We start from the raw sequence: 15,937 nt of genomic DNA, 5'->3' as shown, positions 1-15,937 counted from the left end.
ATGTGAGATTGTTTTTATTATAAACAAGTAGCAATAATAGTAAAAAAATAATATTGTCAGATTAAAAATACTTATTGTCTAGTTTCGTTGCCAAATAAATTTAATTGTTTTTAGAAATTATAACTCAAAGCCAAACCATTTCCCTCAGTTTCTACTTTAAAATAAGGCTGAAAAGCAGTTTGATCACCATTTTCTAAGGCAATTGCTTTCTTTGCATTTTTATTAGCAGCAATCGCAAAAGGAATTCCGATTCCGACCAATCCGATACCGATTCCAATTAATGTTCCAGCACCTTTTTCCTTTTCTACTTTTACTGTTTGAGCACTGCCATTAACAGTTATGGTTTTATTTGTCCCCTGCAAAGCTTTTGCGATGCCAAATCCTAAAGTAAAACCTCCCGTATATGCGAATAGTTCGCCTACTGTTTTATTGGTTCTTGCCTTTTTAAAATAATTTTTAGCTTCCGCATTTTGGAAAACCTCGTCATATTTCGAATATTTATATTCCATACCGTCTTTTACGATTTTATTTTTTTTAAGACTTACTTGAGAAAATGCAGATTGAAAAGAAAGAGCCAAGCCCAAAAATAGAATTTTTTTCATTGTTTTTTTGATAATTATTGAAATTATAAGTGTTTCCTATATTGAATTAATTGTTTTTGATGAACTTTTTGATATCCTCATTTTCTCCATAAATCACCAGAATATCAGCGCTTTCTAAAATAGTATCGGTGGTCACGACGCCCTGTATCTGATTGACCCGCTTCGCTTTTCCGAAAATATTCTTCTCAGCTATTCTTTTAATGATCGTTACACAAACCAGATTGTAATTCGTTCTAAATCCAACCTGCTCAATGGTTTTACCGACAAGTTTATCAGGAATCGCAATTTCTGCTATGCTGTAATTAATGCTGAGTTCAAAAGAATCTACCAATCCCTTCAGCGATAACTTTTTCGCCCAGCGTTCGGCGCTTTCATCTTCCGGGTGAATAATGGTTTCCACATCCATGGCTTCTAAAATCGTTTCATGAATTGGCGTAATTGCGCGACTGATAATACGGTTCGGATGCAGTTTTTTCACCATCGCGGTGGCCATAATATTGGCGCCAGTATCTTCACCAATGGCGATGATGACGATGTCGGTATCTTTCCAGGGGAGTCCGGCCATTGTAAATTCATCTGTCGCATCAAGACAAATTGCGTAGGAGATTTTTTCCTTTACGGCTTCAACTTTAGCGATGCTGTTATCAATACCGATCACTTCGCTGCCTAATTTGGTTAGTTTTTCCGCAAGTGAAAGTCCAAAATTACCTAAGCCGATGACAATATACTTCATGTTTTTTTTAGTTTAATTAATTAAGATTTCCTCTTTCGGATATTGGTAATTGTAATATTTCTCCCGCTTCATCATGGCGATCAGTAATGAAAACATACTTACTCTACCGATAAACATCATGGAGATGATGATGACTTTTCCGGCAGGCGAAAGGTTAGGAGTCGTGCTAATACTTTGACCCACCGTCGAAAAGGCAGAAAATGCTTCGAAAGCTAAAGTCAGTAAATCTTTATCCGGCTCTGCAATAACAAGCAGAAAGATCCCTAATCCCAAAACAAATAAAGAAAGTGCAATGATTGCGAAGGCTCTTCTTATTGAGTGTTCCCCAATTTCCCGACGAAAGATTTCTGTTCTTTTTTTTCCTTTTGCGAGACTGATGACATTTAAAACAGCGATCGCAAAAGTACTGGTTTTGATTCCACCACCGGTCGAAGCTGGCGAAGCACCGATCCACATTAAAAAGATGCAGATCATTAAAGTCGGTGCAGAAATTAAATTAACATCTACAGTGTTAAATCCGGCCGTTCTGTTGTTTGCAGAGATGAAAAATGCTTCAACCCAAGCGCCAAAAGCAGAGTGGTTTTTTAGGGCACCATCATATTCGAAGAAATAGATCAACACCGTTCCGAAAAAGAGGAGTAGGAACGTAGTTGTCAGAATGATCTGGGAATTCAAATTGATGACCCAGGGTTTATGGTGAAATTTCTGTTTCGTAAAAATAGAAAACATGAAATTTCTGATCAGCGTTTTTAAATATTTGTAGACATTATATACAATCGGAAATCCAAGTCCTCCGAAAATAAAAAGCGTCGCCACCGTAAAATGCAGTCCGTAATTAAATTGGTAACCAGGCTCGTATAAATTATTACTTAGTGTAGAAAATCCCGCATTACAAAAAGCCGAGATGGCGTGAAATATAGAAAAAAATATTCCTCTGTTTACCGAACCGTTCAGTAAAGAAAGATCCAAAGTAGAGTAGATCAAAATTGCACCTAAAGCCTCGATGATCACGGTGATAATAATTACTCGTTTTAAGGTGCTGAAAACTTCTCCCAATTTATTAGAACTCGTCATTTCGCCCAGACTAATTTGGTTTTCATAAGACGAACCGCCACGAAAAAAGTAACTGAAATAACTAGCAAAAGTCATAATTCCCAAACCACCAATTTGAATGAGCGAGATAATAATGATCTTACCAAATAAGGTAAAGTCTTTGGAGGTATCTAAAACAATAAGTCCTGTAACGCAAACCGCACTCGTGGCCGTGAAAAGTGAATCTAAAGGCGTAATCCCATTAACAGTCGCATTGGGCATCATCAGCAGTGCTGTTCCCAACAAAATAATGGCAATAAAACTCAGGATAAAAAGTTGCGCCGGATTAATAAATGTCCTTTTAAAATTGATATTCAGACTGGAGAAATCCCGAATGAAACAGAGAACGATCAAAACATACAACAACCGCAGACTGAAGAATTGAAAAGTGCGCGTTGGGGAAAAGTTATATTCGATACGCGCCAGATAATATACTATTATTGAAATAGTTACAAGAATTTCCAGAGGCCATAATTTCCTTGTATGCGGACTTTTCTTGTACAAATTATAATACAATATGTTAAAAAGGGTCAGAATAAAACTTAAATCGTAAAAATAGATAATTTGACTGCGAAACAGAAATTCGTCGAAAAAGCCAGTCTCCACAATCATGATCAACACCGCTAGAAGACTTGTATAAAAAGAAAAGAGATTGAGTTTTTTATTCCACATGAGTTAAAGTAAGCTATAAAGATATTTTTTAGAAATTTAATTACTACGAATGTAAATAAATTTCAAGGAACACGGCGAAAAAGCAATTTAATAAAACAAATTCCAGAAAGCTTTTAAGACTCCTGACTAATTTGCTTATTTTTGTAACCAACCCTCAGTTTTATGTATAAATCGATTATTCGTCCCGTTCTTTTCAAATTCGATCCGGAAGAAGTGCATTATTTTACTTTTTCAGTTTTAAAGAAATTTCCTTTTTTAGCAAAAATTTTTCTTCCAAAACCAATCGAAGACAAAAGATTGGAAAGAGAAGTTTTCGGCTTGAAATTTAAAAATCCGGTTGGTTTAGCCGCAGGTTTTGATAAAGATGCGAAAATGTTCAACGAACTTTCCAGTTTAGGATTTGGATTCATCGAAATCGGGACTTTAACGCCGAAACCTCAAGACGGAAATCCAAAAAAAAGATTGTTTCGTTTAAAAGAAGATTCTGCAATCATCAACAGAATGGGTTTTAATAATGGTGGAGTAGATGCAGCGGTAGAAAGGTTAAAGAAAAATAAAAATGTTCTTATCGGGGGAAATATTGGTAAAAATAAAATTACTCCTAATGAAGACGCAGTCAACGATTATATCATTTGTTTCGAAAAATTATTTGATTATGTTGATTATTTTGTGGTGAATGTAAGTTCGCCGAATACGCCAAATCTACGGGAGCTTCAAGACAAAAAACCGTTAACAAAATTGCTTGGAACTTTACAGGAATTGAATTTAACGAAGAAAAATCCAAAGCCAATTCTTTTAAAAATCGCGCCGGATTTATCGGATGATCAATTGTTGGATATTATCGACATTATAAAAGAAACGCAAATTGCAGGCGTCATTGCAACAAACACGACACTTTCCCGGGGGCATTTAACTTCAGAAAATAAAACTGAAACAGGTGGGCTTTCCGGAAAACCTTTGACGAAAAGGTCTACAGAAGTCATTCGATTTCTTTCTGAAAAAAGTGGAAAAGCTTTTCCTATTATTGGCGTTGGCGGAATCCATACCGCGGAAGATGCTTTAGAAAAACTGGAAGCCGGCGCAAGTTTAGTGCAGTTGTATACAGGATTTATTTATGAAGGACCGGAATTGATTCAAGAAATTAATATGAAAATTTTAAAAGGTTTGTAGTCTGAAGTCAGGGGTCCGAAGAGTAAAGTAGATCTTTTTAGAAAGTGTTTTTTGAAAAATTTAAAAATTATATTATGGCATTTAAGTTTGAAAAATTAAGAGTTTGGCATATTTCTATGGATTTCGGAGAGCGTATTTTTCAAATATCTTTGACATTGCCAGACCATGAAAAATTCAACTTAACTTCGCAAATAAGGAGAGCTTCAGATAGTGTCGCATTAAATATTGCAGAAGGTTCTACGGGACAAAGTAACGCAGAATTTAGAAAATTTCTAGGTTATTCTATTCGTTCACTTGCCGAAGTTGTAACTTGTTTATATAAATTAAAACGAAGAAAATACATTAGTGAAGACGATTTTACAAAATTGTATGATGAGGCATTTCAATTAATGAATCAGATTGTAGCATTAAAAAATAGTTTAAACTAAATTAATTTCAACTATTGTTCAGTCCCCAATTCCCGACTTCCAACCCCCGACTTCGGACTTTAAATAAAAAATTCCGTCACCGTATAAATGATCAATCCGACCAATCCGCCTACAATCGTTCCATTAACGCGGATGAACTGCAGATCTTTACCAACTTCCAGTTCCAGTTTTTCGCTCAGCTCTTTTCCTTCCCAATTTCCGACCGTTGAGCTGATTAATACTCCGAACTGATGTGTGTTTTTCAAAATGTATTTGTACGCGGTAACGCGGATCCAGTGATCAATTTTATTTTGAAATTTCTCGTCGGTCTTTAAATTTTGCGAGAGTTCTGAAAGATTTTTTTGGATGTAATTTTTTAGAGCAGAGTTCTCTTCTTCTAATTCTTTCGACAAAGATTTCTTGATGGAATTCCAGATGTCGGTCGAATACTGCGTGATCTTTTCGGTCGTTAGAAAATCGTTTTTAATGGTTGAGAATTCTTCAACCCATTTTTCTTCTGTTTTAATTTCGTTCGAAAAAGAATACAGTTTATCGGTAATTTCTTTTCGTAGAGAATGATTTTCGTCAATTTCAACTTCTTCAAAATATTTAGAAAGTCCGCTCGTAATTTTATCTGCAATATTATCATCAACAAACTTTGGGATCAAAAAGAAACTTTCACTTTTCACTCTTTCTTTTACCATTTCCTGATTGTTTAAAACATATTCCTTGATCTGTTTGGAAAGATTCGTGATAAAACGCTGGTGATCATTTTTGTCGAGAACATATTCAAGACCATTTCCAATAATTAGATTAATCTTCACGTCACTCGTCATTTCCTTTGCTTTTTTACCAATGAAGTTCACGACTTCCGTATCATCTAATTTATTCAGAATATCCAGAATAATATTAGAAACTTCCTTCATCAAATTTTGTTGGTTGCGTTCTTTCGAAAGCCAGTCACCGACGAAATTAGAAATTTTGATCTTCTGAATATAAGGACGAATATTTTTCGGAGACAGAAAATTATCTACAACAAAGTTTCCCAGATTGTCGCCAATTTTCTCTTTGCTGTTCTCAATTAAATTGGTGTGCGGAATTCGAATTCCAAGCGGATAATGAAAAAGTGCAGTAACTGCAAACCAGTCAGCCAAAGCTCCGACCATCGCAGCTTCGGAGAAAGCGCGAATGTAACCGATCCAGTGCGCCGGATTTTTCTTTTCTAAAATCGTCATGACTATAAAAACAAGGGCCATCAAAACAAAAAGTCCTGTGGCAAACATTTTATAGTTCCGTAATTGTATTTTTTTCTGCTCGTCGTTCATTGATTCAAATTTAGGGATTTTAAAATTTTATTAGTCCAATTTTGTCAACAACTCTTTTAAATTATTTTGTCTGTCTTTTTTAAGTCAAATTTAAACATGAAATTAAATGAGTCTCCTTAGTAATCCTATTATTCGTGGCAAACCTTTTGTTGCTAAAAATCGTACATTAATTGGTAGCAAATATTCTTGAAATCTGAAAAATTTAGAAAAAGGATATTAATAATGCAATTAACCTGCAATTCAATTTAAAATTTTATGAAACCAATTATTTTTTTACTATTCTGCCTCTCGATGCAGATGTGCTCACAAGTAAAACAACCCGAAAAATCTAATCAGATTAAAAATTCAACCACTATGGAAAATTCGTCCACACCAAAAGAAAACCCTTATTATTCCCGAACAGACCGAACAAAATTAAATGTTCCAAACTCTGAATGGAAGAAAATATTAAGCCCCGAAGTTTATGCCGTTTCTCGTGAAGCTGAAACAGAAAGACCAGGAACAGGAAAGTATAATAAATATGATGAGTTAGGAGATTATTACTGCGTGGTATGTGGAAATCATTTATTCCGCTCTGACTCCAAATTTTCTTCAACCTGCGGATGGCCAAGTTTTTTCGAAGCTGACAAAGAGGGAGTGATTTACAAAAGAGATTCAGCCTACGGAATGGAAAGAACTGAAGTACTTTGTAAAAGATGCGATTCCCATTTAGGACATGTTTTTAACGATGGTCCACCACCAACTGGAACGCGGTTCTGTATGAATTCTGTCAGTTTAGAATTTGTTGCAGATAATGCAGCAACTGCAAAATAAGAATTACCTTCTGAAAATAAAATTGCTTAAAGATGAATTTTTCTTTGAGCAATTTTTGTCCTCAACATTAAAATTGAATTTTCTTAAAATAAATTTATCCTACTAATTCATCAAACCATGTTAGAACATTTTTTTACTTGTCCTTACTGTTGGGCAGAAATTTCTGTCCTTTTGGATCCTTCCGTTTCAAATCAAACTTACATAGAAGACTGCGAAGTTTGTTGCAATCCCATAGAATTGCAGGTGAGTTTTGATAGTGAAGAATTAACTGGATTTGAAGCGCGAGATATTGAGCAGTAAAATTTAAAAAAAATCTAAGCGTAATTGTTAGCGAAGCTAACTACTGCTTTGTTTAATGAAATTTCAAATAAAGCCCAAAGAGAATTGGGTTGAGATTCTGAGTTTATTAACGAGTTGTCCGACTTTAGGATTTATAGCACAAAAAAATGCAGCGAATATAACGCTGCATTTTTTTTAGGTCATTTTCCTAAACATTAAGTCAAAGGCGCGCCAACCTGTAGATCGCAACGGTGATAAGCTTCACCATGCGCGGGATTCAAAGCTGGTTTCGGTCCGCTTATTTCCATTGGCGCTGCAGATGAGGAAACAGAAGGAGCGATCGGACTTGTATTAAATCCAGGTGCTGAATTTGGTTGCACTGGTAAAACCTGCGGTGCTGTACTTTGTGGAGCACTATCAATCGGCGCACCTACTGCAATATCGCAACGGTGAAACGGTTGTCCATGTTCCGGATTTAAAGATGGTTTTCGATCTGGAGTATTTGCGGCAATTGCAGTTCCATCAACTTGAGTAGCGATTTGCGTGTTTTCAGTTGTTGAAGTCCCAGCTGTTGTGTCGGCTTTCACCGAATCACTTTGTTGAACCGTCGTATCAGTTGTTTCCTGAACTGCAGACTGCTTTTTATCACATGAATAAAATAATGCGGCACTTGCTATTAATAAGGGTACTATTTTCATTTTTTCTACTTTTTTCAAAAATAAGGAATTTTATTATAACGTAAAATCTACTCCCAAATAAACATTGGCAGACATGATTGGACCATAAACCATTCCGGCATCAAAGTAATTTCCGAAAGGATTTTGAGCTTCAATGATAGGATTTTTTTGAGTGTATCCTGTTAAATTTTCGCCACCAACATAAACCCGAATGCTTTTATTAAAGTTTCTGGAGATCTGCGCGTTCAATGTTGCGTAGCTTTTCGAAAATTCAGGTAATCTAAATTCGGCAGGATTAGAATTTAAGTTGGGTAATTTTTGCTGACCGATCAATTGAAGCGTCGAATCAAAATTCCAGAACGCACCTTTTTCTGTTTTATCGGTAGAGTAGGAAGCATTAAAAAATCCTCTGTTTTTTGCCATAAACGGAATTGATCTTTTTCCTCCAACAAAATCTGCCTGAACATCGTAATATTTATATGCAACACGGAGATCTAAATTTTTTGCAGGCGTGAAATCTAATTGAGTTTGAAAACTGTTCGCAAAAGACTTTCCATTCAAATTATAGAAAACAATTTTCTGTGGCGAAACGTCAAGATCTGCCAAAACCTGATCCTGGAAATCTGTTCTGAAGAAATCTGCTACTACACTTGCTTTTCTATTGAATAATTTGAATTCCTGATGAATACTCGCTCCGTAATTCCAAGCGATCTCGGGTTTTAAGCCGTAAATTTCCCCGCCATTTCCTAAGATTTCAATTTGTCGGTTGGAAGCAAAATACTGCTGACTTTCCGCAAAAACATTGGCGGTTCGGAAACCTCTTCCTGCAGATAAACGAAGGATTGTTTTCGGAAGGAGATCATATTTAAAGTTAACTCTTGGCGTAAACTGAGTCCCAGCTAAATTATGGAAATCCGTTCGAACTCCTGCAACCAAAGTATATTTAAGTCCTGTTAAAGTATATTCGAAAAATACGCCGGGAACGGTTTCTGTTCTTTTATAATTTTGAGTCAAATAATCTTCATCGTATTTGTCGTATAAAAAACTTGCACCCGTTTTAAATTTGTTATTCGTGTTTCCGATAATACTTTCAAAAACTAAATTAGAGTAATAGGTATTTTGATTTCCCCAATAATTTCTATGGCCAAAAAAACTATTCTGTTGATGCGTTGTGAACTGGTTCATCCAACCAATACTTTGATAAGGTTTTCCTTTGAAAACGTAACCGGTTTTGTTCCAGACCTCAAATCGGGTAAGATCGATTCCTACACCGTACGCGGTTTGTTGGGAACGATCAATCTTTTTATCGAAAGCTGTTTGTCCGCCGAATCTTTCATCTTTTACAAAACTAACTCCGAAATGAGAACCAAATCCAGAATTTTCCAGATCATTGTAATTTAAAAGATAAGCGGCGTTAATTTGATTTCCGGTAGGTTGATCTAAAAATCCGTCATCGTTAGAATCTGTTCTTCCTAAAGTCGCATTTCCATGAAGGAGAATGGATTGATTCCATTTTTCACTGAGTAAAGATGTTGCGGTAATATTGGTTTCAACTCTTCCGTTTGCATCAGCAAAAACATTGAGTGTGGTTTCCGGTTTTTCCGTCGCTTTTAAAAGTTCGGTATTAATTTGTCCCGTAATACTTTCGTAGCCATTAACCACGGTGCTTCCACCTTTTGTTAATTGAATTCCACCAATCCATCTTCCCGGAATTAAATTTAAACCATAAGGTGCCGCTAATCCACGAATCGAAGGCAAAAGCTCTTTCGTTAACGCCGTATATTTCTGATCAAGTCCCAACATTTTCAGTTGTTTTGTACCCGTTACCGCGTTGCTGAAAGACACATCAACCGTTGCATTGGTTTCAAAGCTTTCGGAGAGATTACAACACGCAGCTTTCAATAATTCTTTGGATCCAATATTAAAGGTTAAGCCTGCGTCTTTCTTATTTAAAGCGGTTGCGTCGGCGAGTTTAAGTAGTTTCACTTCTTCAATGGATTTTTCATGATCATCTGCATTTGTAGAAATTTCTTTTTTCCCAGCAGGAGCTTCTTCGGTATGAACTAAAGCACTTTTTACACCCAAAGGTAATTCGCGGTCATAAAGACAACAGTCTGGAAGGTTTTTGTACATGTCATCTTTTGCCAGATATTTTTCGTTGTCGTGACCAACTTCTGCAATTTTTTTCAAAATCAAATTTGCTGACGTTTTTGCAGGATCAAAGTTGAGTGTTACCATTTGCGTTTCCGGATCCCAGCTGGAAGAATCAGCGCCACTACTTGCAGCAGCCTTTTCTATTCTCGCTCTACAGGAACTGCAATTCCCGCGAACATAAAACTGGTTTTCTTTTTTTACGGGTTGATTAAAAATTGCTTCTTGAAGAACAGAAGACTCTCTTTCGTAATGACAGCAGGAAGGAAGTTCATCATAAACAGAAGTTTCTGCAGTATACTTTTCGTTGTCGTGGCCAACTGCTGCGATATTTTTCAGAATCTCGTCTGCCGAAGTTTTAGCGGCGTCGAATTGTATTTGGAGTTTTTGACTTTCTATATTCCAGTTCGCGGATGTTGCTCCGGTTTTTTTGGCGGAACTTTCGATTCTTGCTTTGCACATTACACATTTTCCTTTTACTAAAAAGGTATCATTAGTCAAAGTTTGTGCGGATAATAGAGAAAAGAAGAAGACTGAAAAAAGCAGAACGCTTTTAAGTAAAATTTTCATTTTTAATTTCAATTAATTTAATAAAGGATTTGCCAAAAGAACGTTCTTTCGGCTGTCAATCAATAAATTAACTGAGTTTTGGCGGTTGCCAAATATTTTGAATGGTAGAAGTGAAATAAGGAATTCCGTAATCGAAATTTAGTTTTTTAACAAAGAAATGTTGCGGTAAAATAGAAGGTACTTCGGGCGAAATAAAGTTGGTAACACAATGAATGGTGCACGAATTACAAGTATTACAATCGTCACCACATTTGTTTTTATCGGAATTTTTCTTAGAATCTTTAGAATGACAGGTTGAATCTTCTTGAGATTTGCAACATTCTTTTTTACTTGATTGATGACTGCATACCTGTTCTATACCTTGCGCAGACACAAGTTGCTTCGGAAGAATAAAAACTCCCAAACCTAAAATTATTAAAAATATTTTCAGTGTTTTAAACATGCGCCTGCAAATTTACTAAAATTATATGGTATTGTAAAAGGTTAAACTTTCTTAAAATAAAGTTAAAAAATAATGATTCAATAGGCTGATAATTAAATAATTGTATTTTTGCCCGACCAAAATCATTTAACATAATATATAATGAATAAATTCCTTTTATCATTAATTTCTGTCTTTTTAGTTTCAACATCGTTTTACAAACCCGATCCTAAAACCATTAATACAGAAAAGCATCTAAAAGTTGAACCTTTAAAATCAGTCTCAAAAACAGAAACCAAAACCTTTGCAAATGTTGCGGAAGAAATTTACTCTTCCATTGGTTTCGAAAATATCAACAAATTGAATCCCGAAGCTTTTTACAAGGCTTATTTAGGTTTTCAAAATTTAAAAAAAGCGGGAAAATTACCTGCAGAGGCTTATCTGTTAACTATTTGTGACTTCTCTTTATCCTCAACAGAAAAAAGACTTTGGGTAATTGATCTGAATGAACATAAAATCCTTTTTAATTCACTGGTCGCACACGGCAAAAACACAGGTGACGAATTTGCGCAGAAATTTTCGAATACAGAAAGTTCTTTACAAAGCAGCCTTGGATTTTATGTTACCGAAAGCACTTATAATGGAAGCAACGGTTACTCTTTAAAGTTAGAAGGAATGGATTCCGGATACAACGATGCGGCTTTACAGCGTGCGATAGTGATGCATGGAGCAGATTATGTGAGTGAGAATTTCATCAAATCACAACATCGAATTGGCAGAAGTTGGGGTTGTCCGGCGGTTCCGCGGGAATTAGCTGAACCGATCATCAATTCCATCAAAGGAAAAAATTGTCTTTTCATTTATTATCCAGACAATCAATATCTTTCGAATTCAAAATGGTTAAAGCCGAGCGAAATTATTTAGAATAATGATCACACAAAAATCCCGATTAGCTAAATGTTAATCGGGATTTTTTAATTAATTTAATTCAATCGGATTGTTATTTTTCTTCGCCTCTTCTTTTAGGCGGTCTTCCATTTGTTTCCGCTGATTCGGATCAGCATTTCTCATTGGTGCACTTATTCTAGCTGAACTCATCGACGCTTGCATAAAGGAAACGGGATCTTTTTTGAATAAGGCATTTTGTTTCTCGAAATCTTTTCTCTTCACTTTAACCAGATTTCCACGCTGGGCTAAATCAGGCATTGCTGAAATCTTTTTGGTTTCTTTCAGATCAAAAGAATAATCATCTTTCGAATCTTCCACTTTCACAATTAAACCTGGAAGACCAGAAAATTTATAAGGTCCGTCTTGAAAAGGAATTTCAGTAGTAAACCACGCAAACCAAGTTCTGCCGGCAAATTGAGTTTCTGCTTTCTGCGTTTTGTATTCACCGATCGTTGCAGTTTCCGGTAAGATTTTCCACTCCATCGGTCGGTTTTCGTCATAGGAATATTGATCTCTTGCAATTCTGGAGTTAAAGGTTTTAGTTCCTGTTTTAGCATTCTTTTCAATGGTAAAATCAATGTTGGAGCGCAAACTTTCCATTTGATTTCTGTCAAAATTAAAACTTCCCGTCTGGCGGGCGCGGGAAAAAATTGAATCTCGCTTCACCCGTTTTTCACCATAGAAAAGTGATTTTTCAGGATTAACATCCAGATAAGCATTTTCTGTTTTTACATTATTCCGGTTCGTAGAATCCAGTTTCATAGAAACCTGATAAACGAAACGTGTGGCTTGAGCGAAGATTATTTGAGTGCATAATCCTAAAAAAAGAATTGCGATTTTTTTCATTGAATTTTATTTGGCGTTTTGATGAAATTGTTTGTACGAAGTTAAATTTTCGTCTATGCAAAGAATAGATAAATATACCGCTACGAATTTGAAGTTCATTATATTATTAGTAATTTTGCAATCTAAAATAAGTCTAAATAAAAACAATGATAAAAGTAAGCGATCACGCAAAAGAAAAAGCCATTCAGTTAATGACTGAAGACGGTTTTAAACCTTTTGAAGATTATATAAGAGTCGGCGTTAAAAGCGGCGGTTGTTCCGGTTTAGAATACATGTTGAAATTTGATAACGAGAAAACAGAATCAGATCAGGTTTTCGAAGACAACGGCATCAAAATTATTATCGACAAGAAATCCATTCTATATCTTGCAGGAACAGTATTAGAATATTCAGGAGGTTTAAATGGAAAAGGATTTATTTTTAATAATCCTAATGCAAATAGAACTTGCGGTTGTGGAGAGAGCTTCTCTTTGTAGTCACAGTTTAATGTTCAAAATTAAGAGTTATGGCATCAGTTACAAAATATACAGAAGACGATCTACGCGTCGATCTTGAAAATCAAAAGTACGAGTACGGATTCACGACAGACATCGAATACGATGATTTCCCTATCGGTTTATCTGAAGAAATTGTGCGAATGATTTCTGCAAAAAAAGAAGAACCGGAATGGATGACCGAGTGGCGTTTGGAATCATACCGGATCTGGTTAAAAATGGAAGAGCCGGAATGGGCGAATGTGAAATATGAAAAAGTTGATTTTCAGTCAATTAGATATTATGCAGCTCCCAAAGTGAAACCCGAATTGGCCAGTTTAGATGAGGTTGATCCGGAGTTACTGAAGACTTTTGCAAAACTCGGAATTAATATCGAGGAGCAAAAGAGACTGTCTGGAGTAGCTATGGATATCGTAATTGATTCAGTTTCGGTAAAAACTACCTTCCAGAAAACATTAAAGGAAAAAGGAATTATTTTCTGTGCGATCTCTGAAGCAATCAGAGATTATCCGGATTTGGTTCGTAAATATATTGGAAAAGTCGTTCCAAGAGGCGACAATTATTACGCAGCTTTAAATTCCGCAGTTTTTTCTGACGGAAGTTTCTGCTACATTCCAAAAGGCGTTAAATGTCCGATGGAGCTTTCGACCTACTTCAGAATTAATCAATCAGGAAGCGGACAGTTTGAAAGAACTTTACTAATCGCCGATGAAGGAAGTTACGTTTCCTATCTTGAAGGTTGCACGGCACCGGCGAGAGATGAAAATCAATTACACGCGGCTGTTGTAGAATTATTTGCAATGGATGATGCTGAAATTAAATATTCAACCGTACAAAACTGGTATCCCGGAGATGCTGAAGGAAAGGGTGGAGTTTTCAATTTCGTAACAAAACGCGGAATTTGTGAGAAAAACGCAAAAATTTCCTGGACACAAGTTGAGACCGGTTCCGCTGTAACCTGGAAATATCCAAGCTGTATTTTGAAAGGTGACAATTCAGTAGGGGAATTTTATTCCATCGCTGTAACCAATCACCATCAGTATGCAGATACGGGAACCAAGATGATTCACATTGGCAAGAATACCAAATCAACGATCATTTCCAAAGGAATTTCTGCAGGAAAATCAAACAATTCGTATAGAGGCTTAGTGAAAATGATGCCTTCTGCAAAAGGAGCACGTAACTTTTCGCAATGTGATTCTTTATTAATGGGTGATGAATGTGGCGCACACACGTTCCCTTACATCGAGGTTAAAAATCCAACAGCACAATTGGAACACGAAGCAACCACTTCAAAAATCGGTGAAGATCAAATCTTCTATTGCAACCAAAGAGGAATCAGTACAGAAAAAGCAATTGCTTTGATCGTCAATGGTTTCGGAAAAGAAGTATTGAACAAATTACCGATGGAATTTGCAATCGAAGCTCAGAAATTATTAGAAATTTCTTTAGAAGGAAGTGTCGGATAAATTTTTTAATTTTAAAGAAAGTTTTAGATATGGAAATTGTTCTGAAAAAAGTGAAGGAAAAAGATCTTGAGGTGATTAGATCGCTTGCAAATGCTTTGGGTTTTGAAGTGGAAAAAAAAGAAAAAAGTCCATATGATCCAGAGTTTGTTAAAGAGATCCTGAAAGCAGAAAAAGACATAAAAGATGGAAAGGGAGTAAAAATAACCATGAAAGAAATAGAAGATTCATGGAAATAATATTTTCGCCTAAAGCTGAAAAAGATTTAGAGAATTGGGCTAAAGCCGGTAATAAAAGTATTTTAAAAAAAATAACAGCATTGATAAAGGATATTCAAAGTCATCCTTTCACGGGGATTGGAAAGCCGGAACAATTAAAATATGAACTGTCAGATCGATGGTCTCGACGAATAGATAGAGAGCATCGTCTTATCTATAAAATTACAAACGAGAATACAATAGAAATTTTAAATATTTTGTCTTTGAAAGGACATTACAAATAGCAATATGTTAAAAATTAACAACTTACACGCAAGAATCCAGGAAGGAGCAGAAATCTTAAAAGGAATCAATCTACAAATAAATCCAGGTGAAGTTCACGCGATCATGGGACCAAACGGTGCCGGAAAGTCAACGCTCGCCTCAGTGATTGCCGGAAAAGAAGAATACGAAGTGACCGATGGTGAAATTCTTTTCGAAGGAAATGACATTATCGAAGATGCGCCGGAAGATCGGGCTCACAAAGGAATTTTTATGTCGTTTCAGTATCCGGTAGAAATTCCGGGAGTTACAGTAACCAACTTCATCAAAGCTGCCATCAACGAAAACCGAAAAGCAAAAGGTTTAGAAAATATGCCGGCTAAAGAGATGTTGGCCTTAGTGAAAGAGAATTCAGAGAAACTAAGCATCAAAAGAGATTTTCTTGCACGTTCTTTAAATCAGGGATTTTCTGGGGGAGAGAAAAAGCGAAACGAGATTTTCCAGATGATGATGCTAGATCCTAAATTGGCTATTCTTGATGAAACCGATTCGGGATTAGACATCGATGCTCTTAGAATTGTTGCCGATGGCGTAAATTCTTTCAGAAGCGAAGGAAATGCTGTCTTATTGATCACGCACTATCAAAGACTTTTAGATTATATTCAGCCAGATTTTGTACATGTTTTAGCAGATGGAAAAATCATTAAAACCGGCGATAAATCCTTGGCGCTGGAATTAGAAGAAAGAGGATACGATTGGCTACTTAATTAATTTGAGATTTGATGTTTGAAA

18 protein-coding genes are annotated in these 15,937 nt (G+C 35.9%); 10 read left to right on the top strand and 8 right to left on the bottom strand.

Features of this window, described 5'->3' with window-relative positions; all coding sequences use genetic code 11:
• Positions 1–110 precede the first annotated feature (110 nt).
• From ACZ9HT_RS02040 to ACZ9HT_RS02030, 3 genes are read right to left on the bottom strand one after another with little or no spacing between them, the layout of a single operon-like run.
• Positions 111–602 (bottom strand): hypothetical protein, encoded by a 492-nt coding sequence (locus tag ACZ9HT_RS02040; RefSeq protein WP_476038766.1) that lies wholly within the window; start codon positions 600–602, stop codon positions 111–113.
• 46 nt (positions 603–648) lie between these two features.
• The gene (locus ACZ9HT_RS02035; RefSeq protein ID WP_476038765.1) at positions 649–1,335 is read right to left on the bottom strand and encodes a potassium channel family protein; all 687 of its coding nucleotides are present in this window, start codon (positions 1,333–1,335) and stop codon (positions 649–651) included.
• Positions 1,336–1,347: 12 nt separating this feature from the next.
• On the bottom strand, positions 1,348–3,099 hold the full coding sequence (locus ACZ9HT_RS02030) for a TrkH family potassium uptake protein (RefSeq protein ID WP_476038764.1): 1,752 nt from the start codon (positions 3,097–3,099) through the stop codon (positions 1,348–1,350).
• 162 nt (positions 3,100–3,261) lie between these two features.
• Between ACZ9HT_RS02030 and ACZ9HT_RS02025 the strand changes: the two genes are divergently transcribed.
• Together ACZ9HT_RS02025 and ACZ9HT_RS02020 are read left to right on the top strand one after the other, a co-directional pair.
• A complete protein-coding gene (locus ACZ9HT_RS02025) occupies positions 3,262–4,269 on the top strand; it encodes a quinone-dependent dihydroorotate dehydrogenase (RefSeq protein ID WP_476038763.1) in 1,008 nt (335 codons plus the stop codon).
• A 74-nt stretch (positions 4,270–4,343) separates the two neighbouring features.
• Positions 4,344–4,697, top strand: coding sequence for a four helix bundle protein (locus tag ACZ9HT_RS02020; protein WP_476038762.1), 354 nt, complete (start codon positions 4,344–4,346; stop codon positions 4,695–4,697).
• 59 nt (positions 4,698–4,756) lie between these two features.
• On the opposite strand, the gene ACZ9HT_RS02015 is transcribed toward ACZ9HT_RS02020, so the two are convergent.
• Positions 4,757–6,001: a DUF445 domain-containing protein gene (locus tag ACZ9HT_RS02015; protein WP_476038761.1), complete on the bottom strand. Its 1,245-nt coding sequence runs from the start codon at positions 5,999–6,001 to the stop codon at positions 4,757–4,759.
• A gap of 297 nt (positions 6,002–6,298) precedes the next feature.
• Between ACZ9HT_RS02015 and msrB the strand changes: the two genes are divergently transcribed.
• Both msrB and ACZ9HT_RS02005 read left to right on the top strand, forming a co-directional pair.
• Complete coding sequence (gene msrB / locus ACZ9HT_RS02010) at positions 6,299–6,814, top strand: peptide-methionine (R)-S-oxide reductase MsrB (RefSeq protein WP_476039196.1); 516 nt, start codon at positions 6,299–6,301, stop codon at positions 6,812–6,814.
• Between the two features lie 117 nt (positions 6,815–6,931).
• Positions 6,932–7,114 (top strand): CPXCG motif-containing cysteine-rich protein, encoded by a 183-nt coding sequence (locus tag ACZ9HT_RS02005; RefSeq protein WP_476038760.1) that lies wholly within the window; start codon positions 6,932–6,934, stop codon positions 7,112–7,114.
• A 194-nt stretch (positions 7,115–7,308) separates the two neighbouring features.
• Here the strand turns inward: ACZ9HT_RS02005 and ACZ9HT_RS02000 are convergent, their stop codons facing one another.
• The 3 genes from ACZ9HT_RS02000 to ACZ9HT_RS01990 all read right to left on the bottom strand — a co-directional run bounded on the left by ACZ9HT_RS02000 (position 7,309) and on the right by ACZ9HT_RS01990 (position 10,933).
• The gene (locus ACZ9HT_RS02000) at positions 7,309–7,791 is read right to left on the bottom strand and encodes a hypothetical protein (protein WP_476038759.1); all 483 of its coding nucleotides are present in this window, start codon (positions 7,789–7,791) and stop codon (positions 7,309–7,311) included.
• 33 nt (positions 7,792–7,824) lie between these two features.
• Positions 7,825–10,491 (bottom strand): TonB-dependent receptor domain-containing protein, encoded by a 2,667-nt coding sequence (locus tag ACZ9HT_RS01995; protein WP_476038758.1) that lies wholly within the window; start codon positions 10,489–10,491, stop codon positions 7,825–7,827.
• Between the two features lie 67 nt (positions 10,492–10,558).
• Positions 10,559–10,933 (bottom strand): hypothetical protein, encoded by a 375-nt coding sequence (locus ACZ9HT_RS01990; RefSeq protein ID WP_476038757.1) that lies wholly within the window; start codon positions 10,931–10,933, stop codon positions 10,559–10,561.
• Between the two features lie 141 nt (positions 10,934–11,074).
• On the opposite strand from ACZ9HT_RS01990, the gene ACZ9HT_RS01985 reads away from it, so the two are divergent.
• Entirely contained in the window at positions 11,075–11,836 is a 762-nt protein-coding gene (locus tag ACZ9HT_RS01985; protein ID WP_476038756.1) for a murein L,D-transpeptidase catalytic domain family protein, read from the top strand.
• Positions 11,837–11,890: 54 nt separating this feature from the next.
• Here the strand turns inward: ACZ9HT_RS01985 and ACZ9HT_RS01980 are convergent, their stop codons facing one another.
• Positions 11,891–12,706 (bottom strand): GLPGLI family protein, encoded by an 816-nt coding sequence (locus tag ACZ9HT_RS01980; protein ID WP_476038755.1) that lies wholly within the window; start codon positions 12,704–12,706, stop codon positions 11,891–11,893.
• Between the two features lie 146 nt (positions 12,707–12,852).
• Here ACZ9HT_RS01980 and ACZ9HT_RS01975 point away from each other — a divergent pair, with 146 nt between their 5' ends.
• The 5 genes from ACZ9HT_RS01975 to sufC are packed head-to-tail and all read left to right on the top strand — an operon-like array spanning position 12,853 to position 15,916.
• A complete protein-coding gene (locus ACZ9HT_RS01975; protein WP_476038754.1) occupies positions 12,853–13,182 on the top strand; it encodes a HesB/IscA family protein in 330 nt (109 codons plus the stop codon).
• A 29-nt stretch (positions 13,183–13,211) separates the two neighbouring features.
• Positions 13,212–14,669, top strand: coding sequence for a Fe-S cluster assembly protein SufB (gene sufB, locus ACZ9HT_RS01970; protein ID WP_476038753.1), 1,458 nt, complete (start codon positions 13,212–13,214; stop codon positions 14,667–14,669).
• Between the two features lie 29 nt (positions 14,670–14,698).
• Complete coding sequence (locus ACZ9HT_RS01965) at positions 14,699–14,905, top strand: DUF2683 family protein (RefSeq protein WP_476038752.1); 207 nt, start codon at positions 14,699–14,701, stop codon at positions 14,903–14,905.
• The gene (locus ACZ9HT_RS01960; protein ID WP_476038751.1) at positions 14,896–15,168 is read left to right on the top strand and encodes a Txe/YoeB family addiction module toxin; all 273 of its coding nucleotides are present in this window, start codon (positions 14,896–14,898) and stop codon (positions 15,166–15,168) included. The genes ACZ9HT_RS01965 and ACZ9HT_RS01960 overlap by 10 nt, the downstream gene beginning before the upstream one ends.
• Positions 15,169–15,172: 4 nt before the next feature.
• Positions 15,173–15,916, top strand: a complete 744-nt coding sequence (gene sufC / locus ACZ9HT_RS01955; protein ID WP_476038750.1) for a Fe-S cluster assembly ATPase SufC — start codon at positions 15,173–15,175, stop codon at positions 15,914–15,916.
• Positions 15,917–15,937: the final 21 nt, after the last annotated feature.

This window comes from Chryseobacterium sp. UYP7 (assembly GCF_056279225.1).
The sequence above is the reverse complement of the archived record's forward strand: the minus strand, read 5'-3'. Positions and strand labels throughout refer to the sequence as shown.